This window comes from Streptomyces sp. Ag109_G2-15 (assembly GCF_900215565.1).
In the GTDB taxonomy this organism is placed as follows: Bacteria; Actinomycetota; Actinomycetes; order Streptomycetales; family Streptomycetaceae; genus Streptomyces; species Streptomyces diastatochromogenes.
In genome coordinates this window covers 4,719,950-4,733,450 of sequence record NZ_OCNI01000001.1, presented here as the reverse complement: position 1 = coordinate 4,733,450, position 13,501 = coordinate 4,719,950, and the positions used below count along the sequence as shown (strand labels likewise).

Sequence of the window (13,501 nt, the reverse complement as noted above, 5' to 3'; positions counted from 1 at the left end):
CTCAGCTGGAACCCCGCGTTTCCCCGGGCTTGGTGTGGAGGACTTCGCGGGCCTGTTCGGCGGCGCGGGTGATGCTTTCGCTGACGAAGTCCAGGAAGCGGCCGATGTTCTCCAGGCGGGTGGCGGCGGGGGTGTGCGGGCCGAGGATGGCGACGCCTTGGCGCGCGGTTTCGGCGACCTGGGCGGTGCCGCGGGCGCTGGCCATCATCGACTGGTACCAGACGTCGTCGTCGACGAAGTAGCGCTCGCGGCGGCGTTCGTCGCGCTCCCGGCGGACGAGACCCTGCTCTTCGAGGAACGCGACCGCCTTGGAGACGGACGCCGGGCTGACCTGGAGACGCTGGACGAGCTCGGACGCGGTGAGGCTGGCCGCGTCGCTGATGCAGAGACAGGCCAGCACCCGGGCCATCATCTTGGGCGTTCCCGACTGCATGAAGACGGTGGTGAGCGTCTCCTCGTACTCGCGCACGGCCTCGGCGTCGCGTCCGTGCGGCTGGGCAACCGACTCCGGCCCTCGGGAGGCGGCGGGCCCGCGACGGTGGGCGCGGCGTTCGGTGGCGCGGTGGGCGAGGTCGGCGCGGTAGGCGGTGGGGCCGCCGTTGCGCATCACCTCACGCGTGATCGTCGAGGTCGGACGGTCGAGGCGTCGGGCGATCTCGGCGTAGGGGAGGCCGTCGGCCAGCCCCAGCGCGATCTGCTGGCGGTCCTGCTGGGTGAGCCTGCCTCCCGGCATCGCGGTCTCCTCGGTGATTCTTCGCGGCGGTCCCTGATCCCCTCACTATAGCGTTCACTTCTCATCCATTGCAACGATCAGGAAGTGGTCGTTGCATTACCGACCAAGGTCGTTGCAACACTTTTTCTGCTTTCACCTGCATAGATGTCACTTTGATGCAACAAGCGCGTTGTCGAAACACGGAAAGCAACGTAGCGTTTCCGTTGTCAGAAACGAAGCGCGAACACAGGAGAGCACGATGCAGAAGTTCGACACCCCCGCCGCGATCTCCGCCGTCCTGGACATCCCCGCCGGACGCGTGCAGTTCATCGCCGCCGACCGCGGCGACACCACCGTCGAGGTCCGGCCCGCCAACCCCGCCAAGAGCCGCGACACCAAGGCCGCCGAGGAGATCACCGTCTCCTACGCCGACGGCGTCCTGCGCATCGCGGCCCCGACCCCCGGCAACCAGCTCTTCGGTCCCTCCGGATCCGTGGAGGTCACCGTCCAACTGCCCGCCGGCTCCCGCATCGAGGCCAAGACCGCCAGCTGCGAGCTGCGCGGCGTCGGACGCCTCGGCGACGTCGTCTTCGAAGGCGCGTACCGCCAGATCAAGATCGACGAGGCCGCGAGCGTCCGCCTCACCGCGACCGACGGCGACGTCGAGGTCGGCCGGCTGGGCGGCCCCGCGGAGATCAGCACCGCACGGGGCGACATCCGGATCGCCGAGGCCGTGCGCGGCACGGTCGTGCTCCGCACCCAGTCAGGCGACATCACGGTCGGCGCCGCAGCCGGTGTCTCGGCCACCCTGGACGCGGGCACCACCTACGGCCGCGTCAGCAACGCCCTCAAGAACGACGGCACCGCCGAACTCGACATCCGCGCCACCACCTCCGCCGGCGACATCACCGCCCGCAGCCTCTGAAGGGACCAGGGCTGTCGTCAAGGTCGAGCCGCCGCTACCGAGCCGTCAGCGCGAGCTTGGTGCCGAGCGCGAGGAAGGACCCCGCGAAGCTCCGTCGCAGCCAGGTCATGACCCTCGGTCGGGACGTGACGTGGCTGCGCACGGAGGCGGCCAGCACTCCGTACAGGGCGAAGACGACGAAGGTCAGCAGCATGAAGACACCGCTCAGGCCCAGCATGCGCGGGAGCGCGTGCGGCTCGTCGGGGCTGACGAACTGGGGCAGGAAGGCGAAGAAGAAGATCGTCAGCTTGGGGTTGAGCAGATTGATCAGCACGCCCCGGACAATCACCCGCCCCGCCGACCGGGGCCCGCTGTCCTGCTCGACGACGATCGCCTCCTTGTCCCGCAGCGTCGCCCACGCCATGTAGAGCAGATAGGCCACGCCGGCGTACTTGACGATCTGAAAGGCGGCGGCGCTCGCGTTCAGCAGCGCGGCGAGCCCCGTGACGGTGGCGAGGACGTGCGGCACGATCCCGAGCGCGCAGGCGAACGCGGCGACCACGCTCGCGCGGCGGCCGTGGGACAGGGCGGCGGCAAGGGTGTAGACGACGCCGGTACCCGGAGTGGCGACGACGACAAGGGTGGTCAGCAGAAAGGCGAGACTCATGCCGCCACCCTGCTGACCCGGCCGATCCCCGGACAGGGCCAATCCAGGGCCTTCATGGGGGACCAATTCCGGGAAACCGGCTCCGTTGGACACCGTTCAGCGGTGCTCGGAGAATGGGAGTTGTCGGCGAGCAGTCTCTCAGGCGGCGCCTGCCGTCGGCCGTGCGGTGCTCTTGCGCGCCGCCGAGGAGGCCCGCGATGAGCATCCGTATCGCCACCTTCAACATGGAGAACCTCTTCCGCCGGCCCACGGCCTTCCGCCTCTCGAACCCGGCCAAGAGCGAGGAAGTCCTCAGCGACTTCAACAAGTTGGTCGCTCTCCTCGACCTGCCGGTGTATCAGGAAACGGACAAGACGGAGATCACCCGGCTCATCCTGAAGTACCGGGCGTACGCCGTCGACCCGAAGGACCCGCCGTCGATCTTCGTGAACCAGTCCCGCCCGGGCGAGGGCTCCGGGCTGTTCAGGACGCACGGGTCGGGGAAGGACACCACCATCGAGTTCCTCGCCAAGGGCCGCTCCGGGTGGGCCGGTTGGGTCGAACTGGGGCAGGACGACCTCGATCTGGACGTGGTGCGCAACACCGGCCGGGTGGTCTCCGAGGTCGACGCCGACATCCTGCTGACGGTGGAGGTCGAGGACCGGCTCACCCTGGAGCGCTTCAACAAGCAGATCCTGGAGGGGGCGCTCGGCAGGCGGCCGTACCCCTACAACCTGCTGATCGACGGCAACGACCCCCGGGGCATCGACATCGGGATCCTCAGCCGGCACCCGATCACCTCTGTCCGGACCCACATCTTCGACACCGACCCGGAACACCCCGAGGACCGTCTCTTCAGCCGCGACTGCCCCGAGTTCGAGATCCAGCTCGACGGGTCCCCCCTCGTGATCCTCGGCAACCATCTCAAGAGCAAGTTCCAGGACAACCCGGAGCTGCGGCTGGCCCAGGCGAGGCGGGTCGCGGAGATCTACCAGGCCGCGCTGGAGCGCACCCCGCACGTCATGGTCGCCGGAGACCTCAACGACGACCCGAACAGCGCACCGGCCGTGGAACTGGGGGAAACCGGTCTGCGTGACGTGATGAGTCACCACGCCTATCGCGGCGTGCCCGGCACCCACGGGGAGTGCAAGAGCGAGCGGGACAAGCTCGACTACTTGCTGCTCCCGCCGTCGTTGTGGCCCGAGGTGCAGCACGTCGGTGTGGAGACCCGCGGAATCTTCGCCGACGGCATCAAGTCCTTCGACACCGTGACGTCAAAGGGCAACGCGGCCTCCGACCACGCGGCGCTGTACGTGGACCTGGACCTGTAGACGACCTGGACCGGTGAAGCAAAACGCCCACCCTCCAGCCGACCGAGTCGGGTGGTGGGTGGGCGAAGGACGGGGGCCCGGGGGCGGAGCCCCCGGACGGCAGCCGCAGCAGACCTCAGCAGCCCAGCAGACGGCTGGCCAGGTACCCCTCGATCTGGTCGAGAGACACCCGCTCCTGCTTCATCGAGTCCCGCTCACGCACGGTCACCGCGTTGTCGTCGAGCGTGTCGAAGTCGACGGTCACACAGAACGGCGTACCGATCTCGTCCTGGCGACGGTAGCGGCGGCCGATGGCGCCCGCGTCGTCGAACTCGATGTTCCAGTGCTGGCGCAGCGCCTGGGCGAGGCCCTTGGCCTTCGGGGACAGCTCGGGGTTACGGGACAGCGGCAGGACCGCCACCTTCACCGGGGCCAGACGGTGGTCGAGGCGCAGCACCGTCCGCTTCTCCATCTTGCCCTTGGCGTTCGGCGCCTCGTCCTCGACGTAGGCGTCGAGCAGGAAGGCCAGCATGGTGCGGCCGACACCGGCCGCGGGCTCGATGACGTACGGAGTCCAGCGCTCCTGGGCCTCCTGGTCGAAGTAGGAGAGGTCCTGGCCCGACGCCTTCGAGTGCGCACCCAGGTCGTAGTCGGTGCGGTTGGCGACACCCTCCAGCTCGCCCCACTCGCTGCCGCCGAACTGGAAGCGGTACTCGATGTCGGCGGTGCGCTTGGAGTAGTGGGAGAGCTTCTCCTTCGGGTGGTCGTACCAGCGCATGTTCTCAGTCCGGAGACCCAGGCCGGTGTACCAGTTCCAGCGCTGCTCCATCCAGTACTCGTGCCACGTCTCGTCCTCGCCCGGCTTGACGAAGAACTCCATCTCCATCTGCTCGAACTCACGGGTGCGGAAGATGAAGTTGCCCGGCGTGATCTCGTTGCGGAACGACTTGCCCATCTGCGCGATGCCGAACGGCGGCTTGCGGCGCGAGGTGGTCTGCACCTGGGCGAAGTTGGTGAAGATGCCCTGGGCGGTCTCGGGGCGCAGGTAGGCGACGGAACCGGAGTCCTGGGTCGGGCCGAGGTGGGTGGAGAGCAGACCCGAGAACTGCTTGGGCTCGGTGAACTGGCCCTTGTTGCCGCAGTTCGGGCAGTTGATGTCGGCCAGGCCGTTCGCCGGGGCGTGGCCCTTCTTCTCCTCGTACGCCTCTTCCAGGTGGTCGGCACGGAACCGCTTGTGACACGAGGTGCACTCGGTCAGCGGGTCCGTGAAGGTGGCGACGTGGCCGGAGGCGACCCAGACCTCGGAGGCCAGGATGACGGACGAGTCGATACCGACCACGTCCTCGCGCGACGTCACCATGTAGCGCCACCACTGGCGCTTGATGTTCTCCTTGAGCTCGACACCCAGCGGTCCGTAGTCCCAGGCGGCACGCTGTCCGCCGTAGATCTCACTGCAGGGGAAAACGAAGCCACGGCGCTTGCTCAGGCTGACGATGGTGTCGATCTTGTCGGCGGCCACGGTGCTCTCTTCATTAACGACGACGGGCGTTGAAGCGAGATGCTTCCAGCGAATGATTCAGGTTACCGGCGCAGGCTCCCCCTCGGCCAAATCGGCCCCCCTGTCTTGGGGCCCTCACCAGCGTTGTTGACAACGGTTTCCATGTTTGTTGAAAATGACTGTCATGAACGTACGACGACAGCTCATACCCGCGGTGGCGACGACCGCGGTCACCGTCCTCGGCCTCGCCACCCTCACCGCGTGCTCCGGCGCGAGCGCCGCGGGCAACACGGGCAGGTTCGACGTCGTCGCGTCGTTCTATCCCCTGGAATTCCTCGCCGAGCAGATCGGCGGCAGCCACGTCCACGTCACCACGCTGACCTCCCCCGGCCAGGAACCGCACGACCTGGAGATCAGCCCGCAGCAGATCGCGAAGCTCCAGGAGTCCGACGCGGTCCTGTACCTGAAGAACCTCCAGCCCTCCGTCGACGACGCGGTGGCCCAGTCCCCCGTGAAGACGAAGATCGACGCGGCCTCCCTGACCACGCTGGAGGAGCACGGCAACGAGGTCGGCGGACACGCGGCCGCGCACGACACCCACAAGGGCGAGGAGGCCGGCGGCAAGGACCCGCACATCTGGCTCGACCCGGTGCGTTACGCCCAGGTCGCCGAGGGCGTCGGCAAGGCCTTCGAGAAGGCCGACCCGGATCACGCGGCCGACTACAAGAAGAACACCGCCGCCCTGGTCAAGAAGCTGGACGACCTGAACACACAGTTCAGGGACGGCCTCGCGAACACGAAGACCAAGGTCTTCATCACCACGCACGCCGCCTTCGGCTACCTCGCCGAGCGCTACGGCCTCACCGAGGAGGCCATCAACGGCCTCGACCCCGAGTCCGAGCCCAGCGCCGCGCGCGTGAAGGACCTGGAGACGATGGCCAAGGCCGACGGCGTCACCACCGTCTTCTACGAGACGCTCGTCAGCGACAAGACCGCGAAGACCATCGCCGGCGACGCGGGCCTGAAGACGGACGTCCTCGACCCGCTCGAGGGCATCACCAAGAAGTCCCGGGGCAAGGACTACTTCTCGGTCCAGGAGGCCAACCTCAAGGCGCTCCAGCAGGCCCTGGGCACCAAGTGACCGACATGGAGACGGAGGACGACACCGTGGGCGAGCCCGTCATAGCCATGCGCGGTGTGACCGCGGAACTCGGCTCGCGCCCCGTCCTGCGCGGCATCGACCTCACCGTGCGCAGCGGTGAGGTCGTCGCGCTGCTCGGCGCGAACGGTTCCGGCAAGTCGACGGCGGTGCGCAGCATCATCGGCCAGGTGCCGGTCAGTGGCGGCACGATCGAGCTGTTCGGCACCCCGCGCCGCAGCTTCCGGGACTGGGCGCGCGTGGGGTACGTACCGCAGCGCACCACGGCCGCGGGCGGCGTCCCGGCCACGGTCACGGAGATCGTCTCCTCGGGCCGCCTGGCCCGCACCCGCTTCGGCGTCTTCCGCAAGGCGGACCGAGCGGCCGTACAGCGCGCGCTGGAGCTGGTCGGCATGGCGGACCGCGCCAGGGACTCGGTGACCGCGCTCTCCGGCGGCCAGCACCAGCGGGTGCTGATCGCCCGCGCCCTGGTCGCCGAGCCCCAGCTGCTGATCATGGACGAGCCGATGGCGGGCGTCGACCTGGCCAGCCAGGAGGTGCTCGCCCGCACGCTCCGCGACCAGGTCGCGGCCGGTACGACGGTCCTGCTGGTCCTGCACGAACTGGGCCCGCTGGAGCCCCTGATCGACCGGGCGGTCGTCCTGCGCGACGGCTGCGTCCTGCACGACGGCCCGCCCCCGCAGGCCCTCGGCCAGCACGCCCTGCCCGGCCACGACCACGTACACCCGCACGCACCCGCGGGCGCCGAACCGATCCGCACGGGACTGCTGAGCTGATGGACCTCCTGAACTACGCCTTCATGCAGCGGGCGCTCATCGCGGCCGTCCTGGTCGGCATCACCGCGCCCGCGATCGGCATCTACCTCGTCCAGCGCCGCCAGCCCCTGATGGGCGACGGCATCGGGCACGTGGCGATGACCGGCGTCGGCCTCGGCTTCCTGTTGAACGCCTCGCCGGTGTGGATGGCCACGGCCGTCTCCGCCCTCGGCTCGGTCCTGATGGAACTGATCCGCTGGTACGGCAAGACACGCGGCGACATCGCCCTCGCGATGCTCTTCTACGGCGGCATGGCCGGCGGCGTCATGTTCGTCAACATCGCGCCGGGCGGCTCCAACGCCAACCTGATGTCATACCTGTTCGGCTCGCTGTCGACGGTCGCCCCCTCGGACGTGACCGCGATCATGATCCTCGCCGCGTTCGTGGTCGCCGTGACCCTGGGACTGCGCCGCCAGCTCTTCGCGGTCAGCCAGGACGAGGAGTTCGCGCGGGTCACCGGGCTGCCGGTGCGCGCCCTGAACCTGCTCACCGCCGTCACGGCGGCGGTCACGGTGACCGTCGCCATGCGGGTGGTCGGCCTGATCCTGGTCTCCGCGCTCATGGTCGTACCGGTCGCCGCCGCGCAGCAGCTCACCCGCAGCTTCGCCGCGACCTTCGCGATCGCCGTCGCGATCGGCGTCACCGTGTCCATCGGCGGCACGGTCACCTCGTTCTACCAGGACGTTCCGCCCGGTGCGACGATCGTCCTGCTGACCATCGGAGCGTTCGTCGTCCTCACCGCCCTGGCCACCCCACTGGCCCGCCGACGCGCCCGCGCGGCCGCCGCGGCACAGCCCGCGGGCGACCCCGCCGAGTGCTCGATTCCGGTCACGCGAGGGGCGGGCGACGAGGTCGGCGTCTGACCGCGCACAGCCCGGGCTGGCACAATGGCCCGGGCAGACGCGAGACGTGAGGAGACGACGGTGACGACCGCTGGACCGCCTGTGAAGGGCCGCTCCACCCGGCAGCGCGCAGCCGTGGCGGCGGCCCTCGACGAGGTCGACGAGTTCCGCAGCGCGCAGGAACTGCACGACATGCTCAAGCACAAGGGCGACTCGGTCGGCCTGACCACGGTCTACCGCACCCTCCAGACCCTCGCCGACGCCGGCGAGGTCGACGTCCTGCGCACCTCCGACGGCGAGTCCGTCTACCGCCGCTGCTCCAGCGGCGAACACCACCACCACCTCGTCTGCCGCGGCTGCGGCAAGGCGGTGGAGGTGGAGGGCCCGGCGGTGGAGAAGTGGGCAGAAGCGATCGCCGCGGAGCATGGCTACGTCAACGTGGCGCACACCGTGGAGATCTTCGGCACGTGCGCGGAGTGTGCCGCGAAGCGATGAGCGCCGCGGGGAGTACGGTCGGTGGTCGGCTGCGGGTCCGTTGTGGCTGGTCGCGCCCACGCGGCGGAGCCGCATATTGACACAGCCCCGCGCCCCTGGGGTGTTGCAGCTCAGGCTCGTCCGAAGCAGTGCTCCAACTCGTTCAGGTCGTAGAACGCGCTGCCCTTCGCGATCGGACGGCAGCCCGCCTTGAACGCCGTCTCCTGCTCGTTGTAGAGCATGCGGACCAGGTAGCGGTTGCCGTTCTGGAAGACGTCCCACTGGATGTTGGCGCCCAGGGGGGACACCGAGGCTCCCCGCCAGGGATTGCCGGCGTACGTGTACGGCTCCCCCGGCGTCGCCGGCTTCGTGCTGCCGGGCAGGTCCATCAGCGCGGCCAGCGGGATGATCTCCTCGGCGTGGGTGAAGCGGAGTTCGGCGCCGAGGTCGCTGGTGCCGTCCCGCTTGGCCTCCACCTGCTTGAAGAAGTCGTCCAGGAGGACGCCGGCCATCTTGTAGGTGATGTCGCTGTCGGCGAAGCCGGGACCCTTCTCGTAGAAGTCCTCGGCGTCGCTCAGGTACCCGAACCAGGCCGCGTCGGAGCGGGAGATGTACCGCTCCATGCCCCAGCCCTGCCCGTCGGGGCTCTCCTCGCTCATCGCGGGCGCGATGGCGTACAGGTTGTAGACGGCCTGGGCGGCCGGGACCTGGTCGGCGATCTGCTCGACGAAGGCGTCCTTGAAGATCCTGCGCAGGACGCTGTGGGCGGCCTCGTGCGTCCGGGGCTGGTCGGTGATCGAGTTCAGGGTGTCCGCGAGGCGCTGGTCGTGCGCGAGGTAGTCGCGGTAGGCCGCACCGCCCGCCGCCTTGTGGAAGTACAGCAGGTCCTTGTCGGTGCGGGTGGGCCCGATCAGCGGCTTCAGCGCCGGGTCGGTGTCGGCGAGGGCGCCCCCGAACACGTTGCCGCTGTCGACGGCCCGCCCCTGACCGGAGCTGACCACGTCGATCTTCTCGCCGTTCGCGGCGATGGTCCCGAACAGGGAGGGCAGCCGCTGCTGCAGGCGCGCGGCCGTGTCCTTCAGCTCCTGCTTGCCGCGTCCGCTGAGGTTGCCGTAGCCGACCTTCGCCATGGCGGCCTGCAGGGCGCGGACCTTCGGCCCGAACTCCTCGCCCTTGCGGGTCAGTTGGCCCTCCGCCTCGGCCTTGTCCCACAGGGCGAGGATCAGGTCCCCGTCCTCGCTGTCGGTGGCTGTGCGCGAGCCGTGCCGGGAGACGTTCTCGGTGAAGACGGGGGTGTAGCCGGCCGGGGGCCGCTGATAGGTGCCCGGGTTCTGCTCGGGCGTGTAGGGCGCCTTGGTGCCGTAGGAGTCCCGGTGGGCGGGACCGTCGGCGGCGTGCGCCGGCAGCGCGGTGAGCAGCAGGGCGCCGAGGGCGAGTACAGGCGTGAGACGTCTCATGAGACCCACATCCTCGGCGGCCCGCGTGAACCACCGATGGCTAGGAGGTGGACTCGCCCTTCATGGCGGCCTCCATGGCGAGGAGTTCCTCGTTCGGGACGGCACCGCCGAAGCGCCGGTCGCGGGAGGCGAACTCGACGCAGGCCCGCCACAGGTCACGCCGGTCGAAGTCGGGCCACAGCACGTCCTGGAAGACCATCTCGGCGTACGCGCTCTGCCAGAGCAGGTAGTTGGAGGTGCGCTGCTCACCGCTGGGGCGCAGGAACAGGTCGACGTCCGGCATGTCCGGGTAGTACAGGTACTTCGCGAGGGTCTTCTCGTTGACCTTGGACGGGTCGAGGCGGCCCGCCTTCACGTCCTCGGCGAGAGCCTGTGCGGCGTCGGCGATCTCGGCGCGGCCGCCGTAGTTCATGCAGAAGTACAGGGTCAGCCGGTCGTTGCCCTTGGTCTGCTCCTGGGCGACCTGCAGCTCCTTGGCGACCGACTTCCACAGCTTGGGCATACGGCCCACCCAGCGCACCCGGATGCCCAGCTCGTCGAGCTGGTCGCGGGTCTTGCGGATGAAGTCGCGGTTGAAGTTCATCAGGAAGCGGACCTCGTCGGGCGAGCGCTTCCAGTTCTCGGTGGAGAAGGCGTACAGGGAGATGTTGCGGACGCCGACCTCGATGGAGCCCTGGAGGACGTCGAGCACCCGCTCGGCGCCGACCTTGTGGCCCTCGGTGCGGGGCAGGCCGCGCTCCTTGGCCCAGCGGCCGTTGCCGTCCATGACGATCGCCACGTGGTTCGGGACCAGCTCGCCCGGGAGCTTCGGCGCGCGGGCACCGGACGGGTGCGGCTCCGGCGCCTTGTACTCGCGCCGCTGGCGTCCCAGGATCCCGCGTACGACCATGTGCTTCTCGTCTCCCTCTACGTCTTTTCCACATACCTGAGCGAGCGCAGCCCCCGCTCCAGATGCCAGTGCAGGTAGGCGGACACCAGCCCGCTGCCCTCCCGGACGTAGCGCGCCTCGCACGCGTCCGCCGTCTCCCAGTCTCCCGTAAGCAGCGCGCCGAGGAGTACCAGGGTCTGGGGCGAGGGTACGACGCTGCCGGGCACCCGGCAGTCGACGCAGACGGAGCCGCCGGAGGCCACCGAGAAGAAGCGGTTGGGACCGGGCATCCCGCACTTGGCACAGTCGCCGAAGCTGGGCGCGTAGCCGTTGACGGCCAGCGAGCGCAGCAGGAAGGCGTCGAGGACGAGGTGCGGGGCGTGCTCGCCCCGGGCGAGGGTGCGCAGGGCGCCCACCAGCAGCAGGTACTGCTGCACGGCCGGCTCGCCCTCGTGGTCCGTGAACCGCTCGGCGGTCTCCAGCATGGCCGTGCCGGCGGTGTAGCGCGCGTAGTCGGTCACGATCCCGCCGCCGTACGGAGCGATGGTCTCGCTCTGCGTGCACAGCGGCAGACCGCGCCCGATCAGTTCACTGCCCCGCGCGAAGAACTGCACGTCGACGTGGGAGAACGGCTCCAGCCGGGCCCCGAACTTCGACTTGGTCCGCCGTACCCCACGAGCCACGGCCCGCACCCGCCCGTGCCCGCGCGTGAGCAGCGTGATGATGCGGTCCGCTTCCCCCAGCTTCTGGGTGCGCAGGACAATGCCGTCATCCCGGAAGAGACTCATGGCCGACCCCCGCATCCCCCCGGCCGGGGGTCCGGGGGTTGCCCCCCGGGGCAGCACAGCATGATGCGGTCCGCTTCCCCCAGCTTCTGGGTGCGCAGGACAATGCCGTCATCCCGGAAGAGACTCATGGCCGACCCCCGCATCCCCCCGGCCGGGGGTCCGGGGGTTGCCCCCCGGGGCAGCACAGCATGATGCGGTCCGCTTCCCCCAGCTTCTGGGTGCGCAGCACGATGCCGTCGTCGCGGAACAGGCTCATGGCTCCATTCTGCCCGCTCCCTTCAAGGCACCTCGCCCCGGCTGCGCGCATTCGCGTGGGCCGTCGCGGCGCTCAGTCGCTCGGCCGGGGTGGCCTGGCGGACGGCCTCCGGTCTCGCGTCCCACTCCCGTCCACCGCCGTACGGCCGCAGCTGCACATACGGCCCTTCGTGCCCCATGACGATGCCGAGGCGTCCGGAACGGGTGTCGACGGCACAGGAGCCGACCGGGAGTTTCATCGCGTCCACCTCCGGTGGCTCCCCTGCCCCCGGCAATTTCACTCTTCGCATGCCACTGGTGGCCCAGCGTGCCTAGACTCGGCCGGAGTCTGTGTTCCCGACGGGCTCGCTGTTCCCAGCAGCCTCGCCGTCATTCTCTTTACGAGACCAGCGCTTCAACAATATGTTGAAGGCCGGCAACGAACACGACCCCGAAGGTACGGCCCGTGCTGCTTGACGGCTTCACCCCCTGGCCCGAGGACACCGCCGCCGCCTACCGCCGCGCCGGCTACTGGCAGGGCCGTACGCTGCCCGACCTGCTGCACGACTGGGCCGCCGCGTACGGCCCGCGCACGGCGCTCGTGCACGGCGACACCCGGCTGACGTACGCCCTGCTGAACCGCCGGGTCAGCCGCACGGCCGCGGGCCTGCGGCTGCGGGGCATCGAGCCCGGCAGGCGGGTGGTGGTCCAGCTGCCCCACACCCCCGAGTTCGTGATCGCGGTGTTCGCGCTGATGCGGGCCGGCGCGATCCCCGTGCTCTCCCCGACCGCCCGTCGCGACCCGGAGATCGCCCACCTGGTCGCCACGACCGAGGCCGTCGGCTACGTCGGCCCGGCCGTGCACCGCGGCTTCGACCACACCGCCATGGCCGCCCGGATCGCCGCCGGGTCGACGTCGCTGCGGCGGATCTTCACGCTCCTCGCGCCCGGGGAGGAGACCGGCGGCTTCTCCGTGCTGCCGGGCGGCTGCCTGGCCTTCCCGCTGCACACCGTCGACGAGGCACCCGTACCGGACCGGCACGCCGACGCCTCCGACGTGGCGTTCTTCCTGCTGTCCGGCGGCACGACGGAGCCGCCCCAGCTCATCGGCCGCACCCACGACGACTACGCCTACCAGCTCCGCGCCACCGCCGAGCCGCTCGGCCTCGGCTCCGAGGACGTCTATCTGGCGGCCCTGCCCACGGAGTCGAACCTCGCCCTCGGCTGTCCCGGCATCCTCGGCACGCTCGCCGTGGGCGGCACCGTGGTCCTGCTCGACGACCCCGCGCCGGACACCGCCTTCCGGGCGATCGAACGGGAGAAGGTGACCGTCACCTCGGTCGTGCCCACCGTCGCCGCCCGGTGGCTTGACGCCCTCGACGACGTGCGAGCCGGCCTGGACAGCCTGCGGGTGACGCAGATCGGTGGCGCCCCCCTCCACCCCGACCTGGCCGCACGCGTCGAGCCCGGCTTCGGCTGCCGGCTGCAGCAGGTGTTCGGCAGGGCCGAGGGACTGGTCACCGTCACCCGGCTGGACGACCCGGACGACGTGGTCCTGACGACCCAGGGACGCCCGGTCTCGCCGGCCGACGAGATCCGCATCGACGCTCCCGAAGGCGAGGTCGGCGAACTCCTCGTCCGCGGCCCGTACACCCCGCGCGGCTACTACCGGTCCCCCGAGCACAACGCCCGGGCGTTCACGCCCGGCGGCTTCCACCGCACCGGCGCCCTCGCCCGGCTCACCGCCGAGGGCAACCTGGTGGTCGAGGGCCGCGTCTAGGACGTCGTCATCAG

General features: G+C 69.9%; 14 protein-coding genes. 7 read left to right on the top strand and 7 right to left on the bottom strand.

From position 1 onward, the window contains the following. Position 1: 1 nt before the first annotated feature. On the bottom strand, positions 2–733 hold the full coding sequence (locus CRP49_RS49140; protein ID WP_097254787.1) for a helix-turn-helix domain-containing protein: 732 nt from the start codon (positions 731–733) through the stop codon (positions 2–4). Positions 734–971: 238 nt separating this feature from the next. Here CRP49_RS49140 and CRP49_RS21185 point away from each other — a divergent pair, with 238 nt between their 5' ends. Further along, the gene (locus CRP49_RS21185; RefSeq protein ID WP_097254786.1) at positions 972–1,637 is read left to right on the top strand and encodes a DUF4097 family beta strand repeat-containing protein; all 666 of its coding nucleotides are present in this window, start codon (positions 972–974) and stop codon (positions 1,635–1,637) included. A 34-nt stretch (positions 1,638–1,671) separates the two neighbouring features. On the opposite strand, the gene CRP49_RS21180 is transcribed toward CRP49_RS21185, so the two are convergent. After that, on the bottom strand, positions 1,672–2,283 hold the full coding sequence (locus CRP49_RS21180) for a LysE family translocator (protein WP_097254785.1): 612 nt from the start codon (positions 2,281–2,283) through the stop codon (positions 1,672–1,674). A gap of 197 nt (positions 2,284–2,480) precedes the next feature. On the opposite strand from CRP49_RS21180, the gene CRP49_RS21175 reads away from it, so the two are divergent. Next, positions 2,481–3,593: an endonuclease/exonuclease/phosphatase family protein gene (locus CRP49_RS21175; RefSeq protein WP_097254784.1), complete on the top strand. Its 1,113-nt coding sequence runs from the start codon at positions 2,481–2,483 to the stop codon at positions 3,591–3,593. 115 nt (positions 3,594–3,708) lie between these two features. Here the strand turns inward: CRP49_RS21175 and CRP49_RS21170 are convergent, their stop codons facing one another. Then, entirely contained in the window at positions 3,709–5,091 is a 1,383-nt protein-coding gene (locus CRP49_RS21170; protein WP_097254783.1) for a glycine--tRNA ligase, read from the bottom strand. Positions 5,092–5,254: 163 nt separating this feature from the next. Between CRP49_RS21170 and CRP49_RS21165 the strand changes: the two genes are divergently transcribed. Genes CRP49_RS21165 through CRP49_RS21150 form a run of 4 tightly spaced genes read left to right on the top strand, consistent with a single transcriptional unit; the run spans position 5,255 to position 8,381 of the window. Next, a complete protein-coding gene (locus CRP49_RS21165) occupies positions 5,255–6,211 on the top strand; it encodes a metal ABC transporter substrate-binding protein (protein ID WP_097254781.1) in 957 nt (318 codons plus the stop codon). 5 nt (positions 6,212–6,216) lie between these two features. Next, positions 6,217–7,005 carry a metal ABC transporter ATP-binding protein gene (locus CRP49_RS21160; protein ID WP_097254780.1) on the top strand — a complete coding sequence of 263 codons (789 nt, stop codon included), beginning with the start codon at positions 6,217–6,219 and terminating at the stop codon, positions 7,003–7,005. After that, entirely contained in the window at positions 7,005–7,907 is a 903-nt protein-coding gene (locus CRP49_RS21155; protein ID WP_094217892.1) for a metal ABC transporter permease, read from the top strand. Before CRP49_RS21160 ends, CRP49_RS21155 begins: the two co-directional genes overlap by 1 nt. 60 nt (positions 7,908–7,967) lie before the next feature. Then, on the top strand, positions 7,968–8,381 hold the full coding sequence (locus tag CRP49_RS21150; protein WP_094217891.1) for a Fur family transcriptional regulator: 414 nt from the start codon (positions 7,968–7,970) through the stop codon (positions 8,379–8,381). A gap of 110 nt (positions 8,382–8,491) precedes the next feature. Here the strand turns inward: CRP49_RS21150 and CRP49_RS21145 are convergent, their stop codons facing one another. The 4 genes from CRP49_RS21145 to CRP49_RS21130 all read right to left on the bottom strand — a co-directional run bounded on the left by CRP49_RS21145 (position 8,492) and on the right by CRP49_RS21130 (position 11,967). Then, positions 8,492–9,817 carry a histidine-type phosphatase gene (locus CRP49_RS21145; RefSeq protein ID WP_097254779.1) on the bottom strand — a complete coding sequence of 442 codons (1,326 nt, stop codon included), beginning with the start codon at positions 9,815–9,817 and terminating at the stop codon, positions 8,492–8,494. A 40-nt stretch (positions 9,818–9,857) separates the two neighbouring features. Further along, positions 9,858–10,706 (bottom strand): isoprenyl transferase, encoded by an 849-nt coding sequence (locus CRP49_RS21140; RefSeq protein WP_097254778.1) that lies wholly within the window; start codon positions 10,704–10,706, stop codon positions 9,858–9,860. A 17-nt stretch (positions 10,707–10,723) separates the two neighbouring features. Next, the gene (recO, locus tag CRP49_RS21135; protein ID WP_097254777.1) at positions 10,724–11,473 is read right to left on the bottom strand and encodes a DNA repair protein RecO; all 750 of its coding nucleotides are present in this window, start codon (positions 11,471–11,473) and stop codon (positions 10,724–10,726) included. Positions 11,474–11,751: 278 nt separating this feature from the next. Beyond that, on the bottom strand, positions 11,752–11,967 hold the full coding sequence (locus CRP49_RS21130) for a hypothetical protein (protein WP_094218243.1): 216 nt from the start codon (positions 11,965–11,967) through the stop codon (positions 11,752–11,754). 206 nt (positions 11,968–12,173) lie between these two features. Between CRP49_RS21130 and CRP49_RS21125 the strand changes: the two genes are divergently transcribed. After that, positions 12,174–13,487 carry a (2,3-dihydroxybenzoyl)adenylate synthase gene (locus CRP49_RS21125; protein ID WP_257033457.1) on the top strand — a complete coding sequence of 438 codons (1,314 nt, stop codon included), beginning with the start codon at positions 12,174–12,176 and terminating at the stop codon, positions 13,485–13,487. Positions 13,488–13,501 lie beyond the last annotated feature (14 nt).

What these genes read in the sequence shown, in the direction of transcription:
- recO (WP_097254777.1), bottom strand. Translation starts at nt 11,473, where the DNA reads ATGAGTCTCTTCCGGGATGACGGCATTGTCCTGCGCACCCAGAAGCTG.
- CRP49_RS21175 (WP_097254784.1), top strand. Translation starts at nt 2,481, where the DNA reads ATGAGCATCCGTATCGCCACCTTCAACATGGAGAACCTCTTCCGCCGG.
- CRP49_RS21185 (WP_097254786.1), top strand. Translation starts at nt 972, where the DNA reads ATGCAGAAGTTCGACACCCCCGCCGCGATCTCCGCCGTCCTGGACATC.
- CRP49_RS21155 (WP_094217892.1), top strand. Translation starts at nt 7,005, where the DNA reads ATGGACCTCCTGAACTACGCCTTCATGCAGCGGGCGCTCATCGCGGCC.
- CRP49_RS21145 (WP_097254779.1), bottom strand. Translation starts at nt 9,817, where the DNA reads ATGAGACGTCTCACGCCTGTACTCGCCCTCGGCGCCCTGCTGCTCACC.
- CRP49_RS49140 (WP_097254787.1), bottom strand. Translation starts at nt 733, where the DNA reads ATGCCGGGAGGCAGGCTCACCCAGCAGGACCGCCAGCAGATCGCGCTG.
- CRP49_RS21165 (WP_097254781.1), top strand. Translation starts at nt 5,255, where the DNA reads ATGAACGTACGACGACAGCTCATACCCGCGGTGGCGACGACCGCGGTC.
- CRP49_RS21140 (WP_097254778.1), bottom strand. Translation starts at nt 10,706, where the DNA reads ATGGTCGTACGCGGGATCCTGGGACGCCAGCGGCGCGAGTACAAGGCG.
- CRP49_RS21160 (WP_097254780.1), top strand. Translation starts at nt 6,217, where the DNA reads ATGGAGACGGAGGACGACACCGTGGGCGAGCCCGTCATAGCCATGCGC.
- CRP49_RS21180 (WP_097254785.1), bottom strand. Translation starts at nt 2,283, where the DNA reads ATGAGTCTCGCCTTTCTGCTGACCACCCTTGTCGTCGTCGCCACTCCG.
- CRP49_RS21130 (WP_094218243.1), bottom strand. Translation starts at nt 11,967, where the DNA reads ATGAAACTCCCGGTCGGCTCCTGTGCCGTCGACACCCGTTCCGGACGC.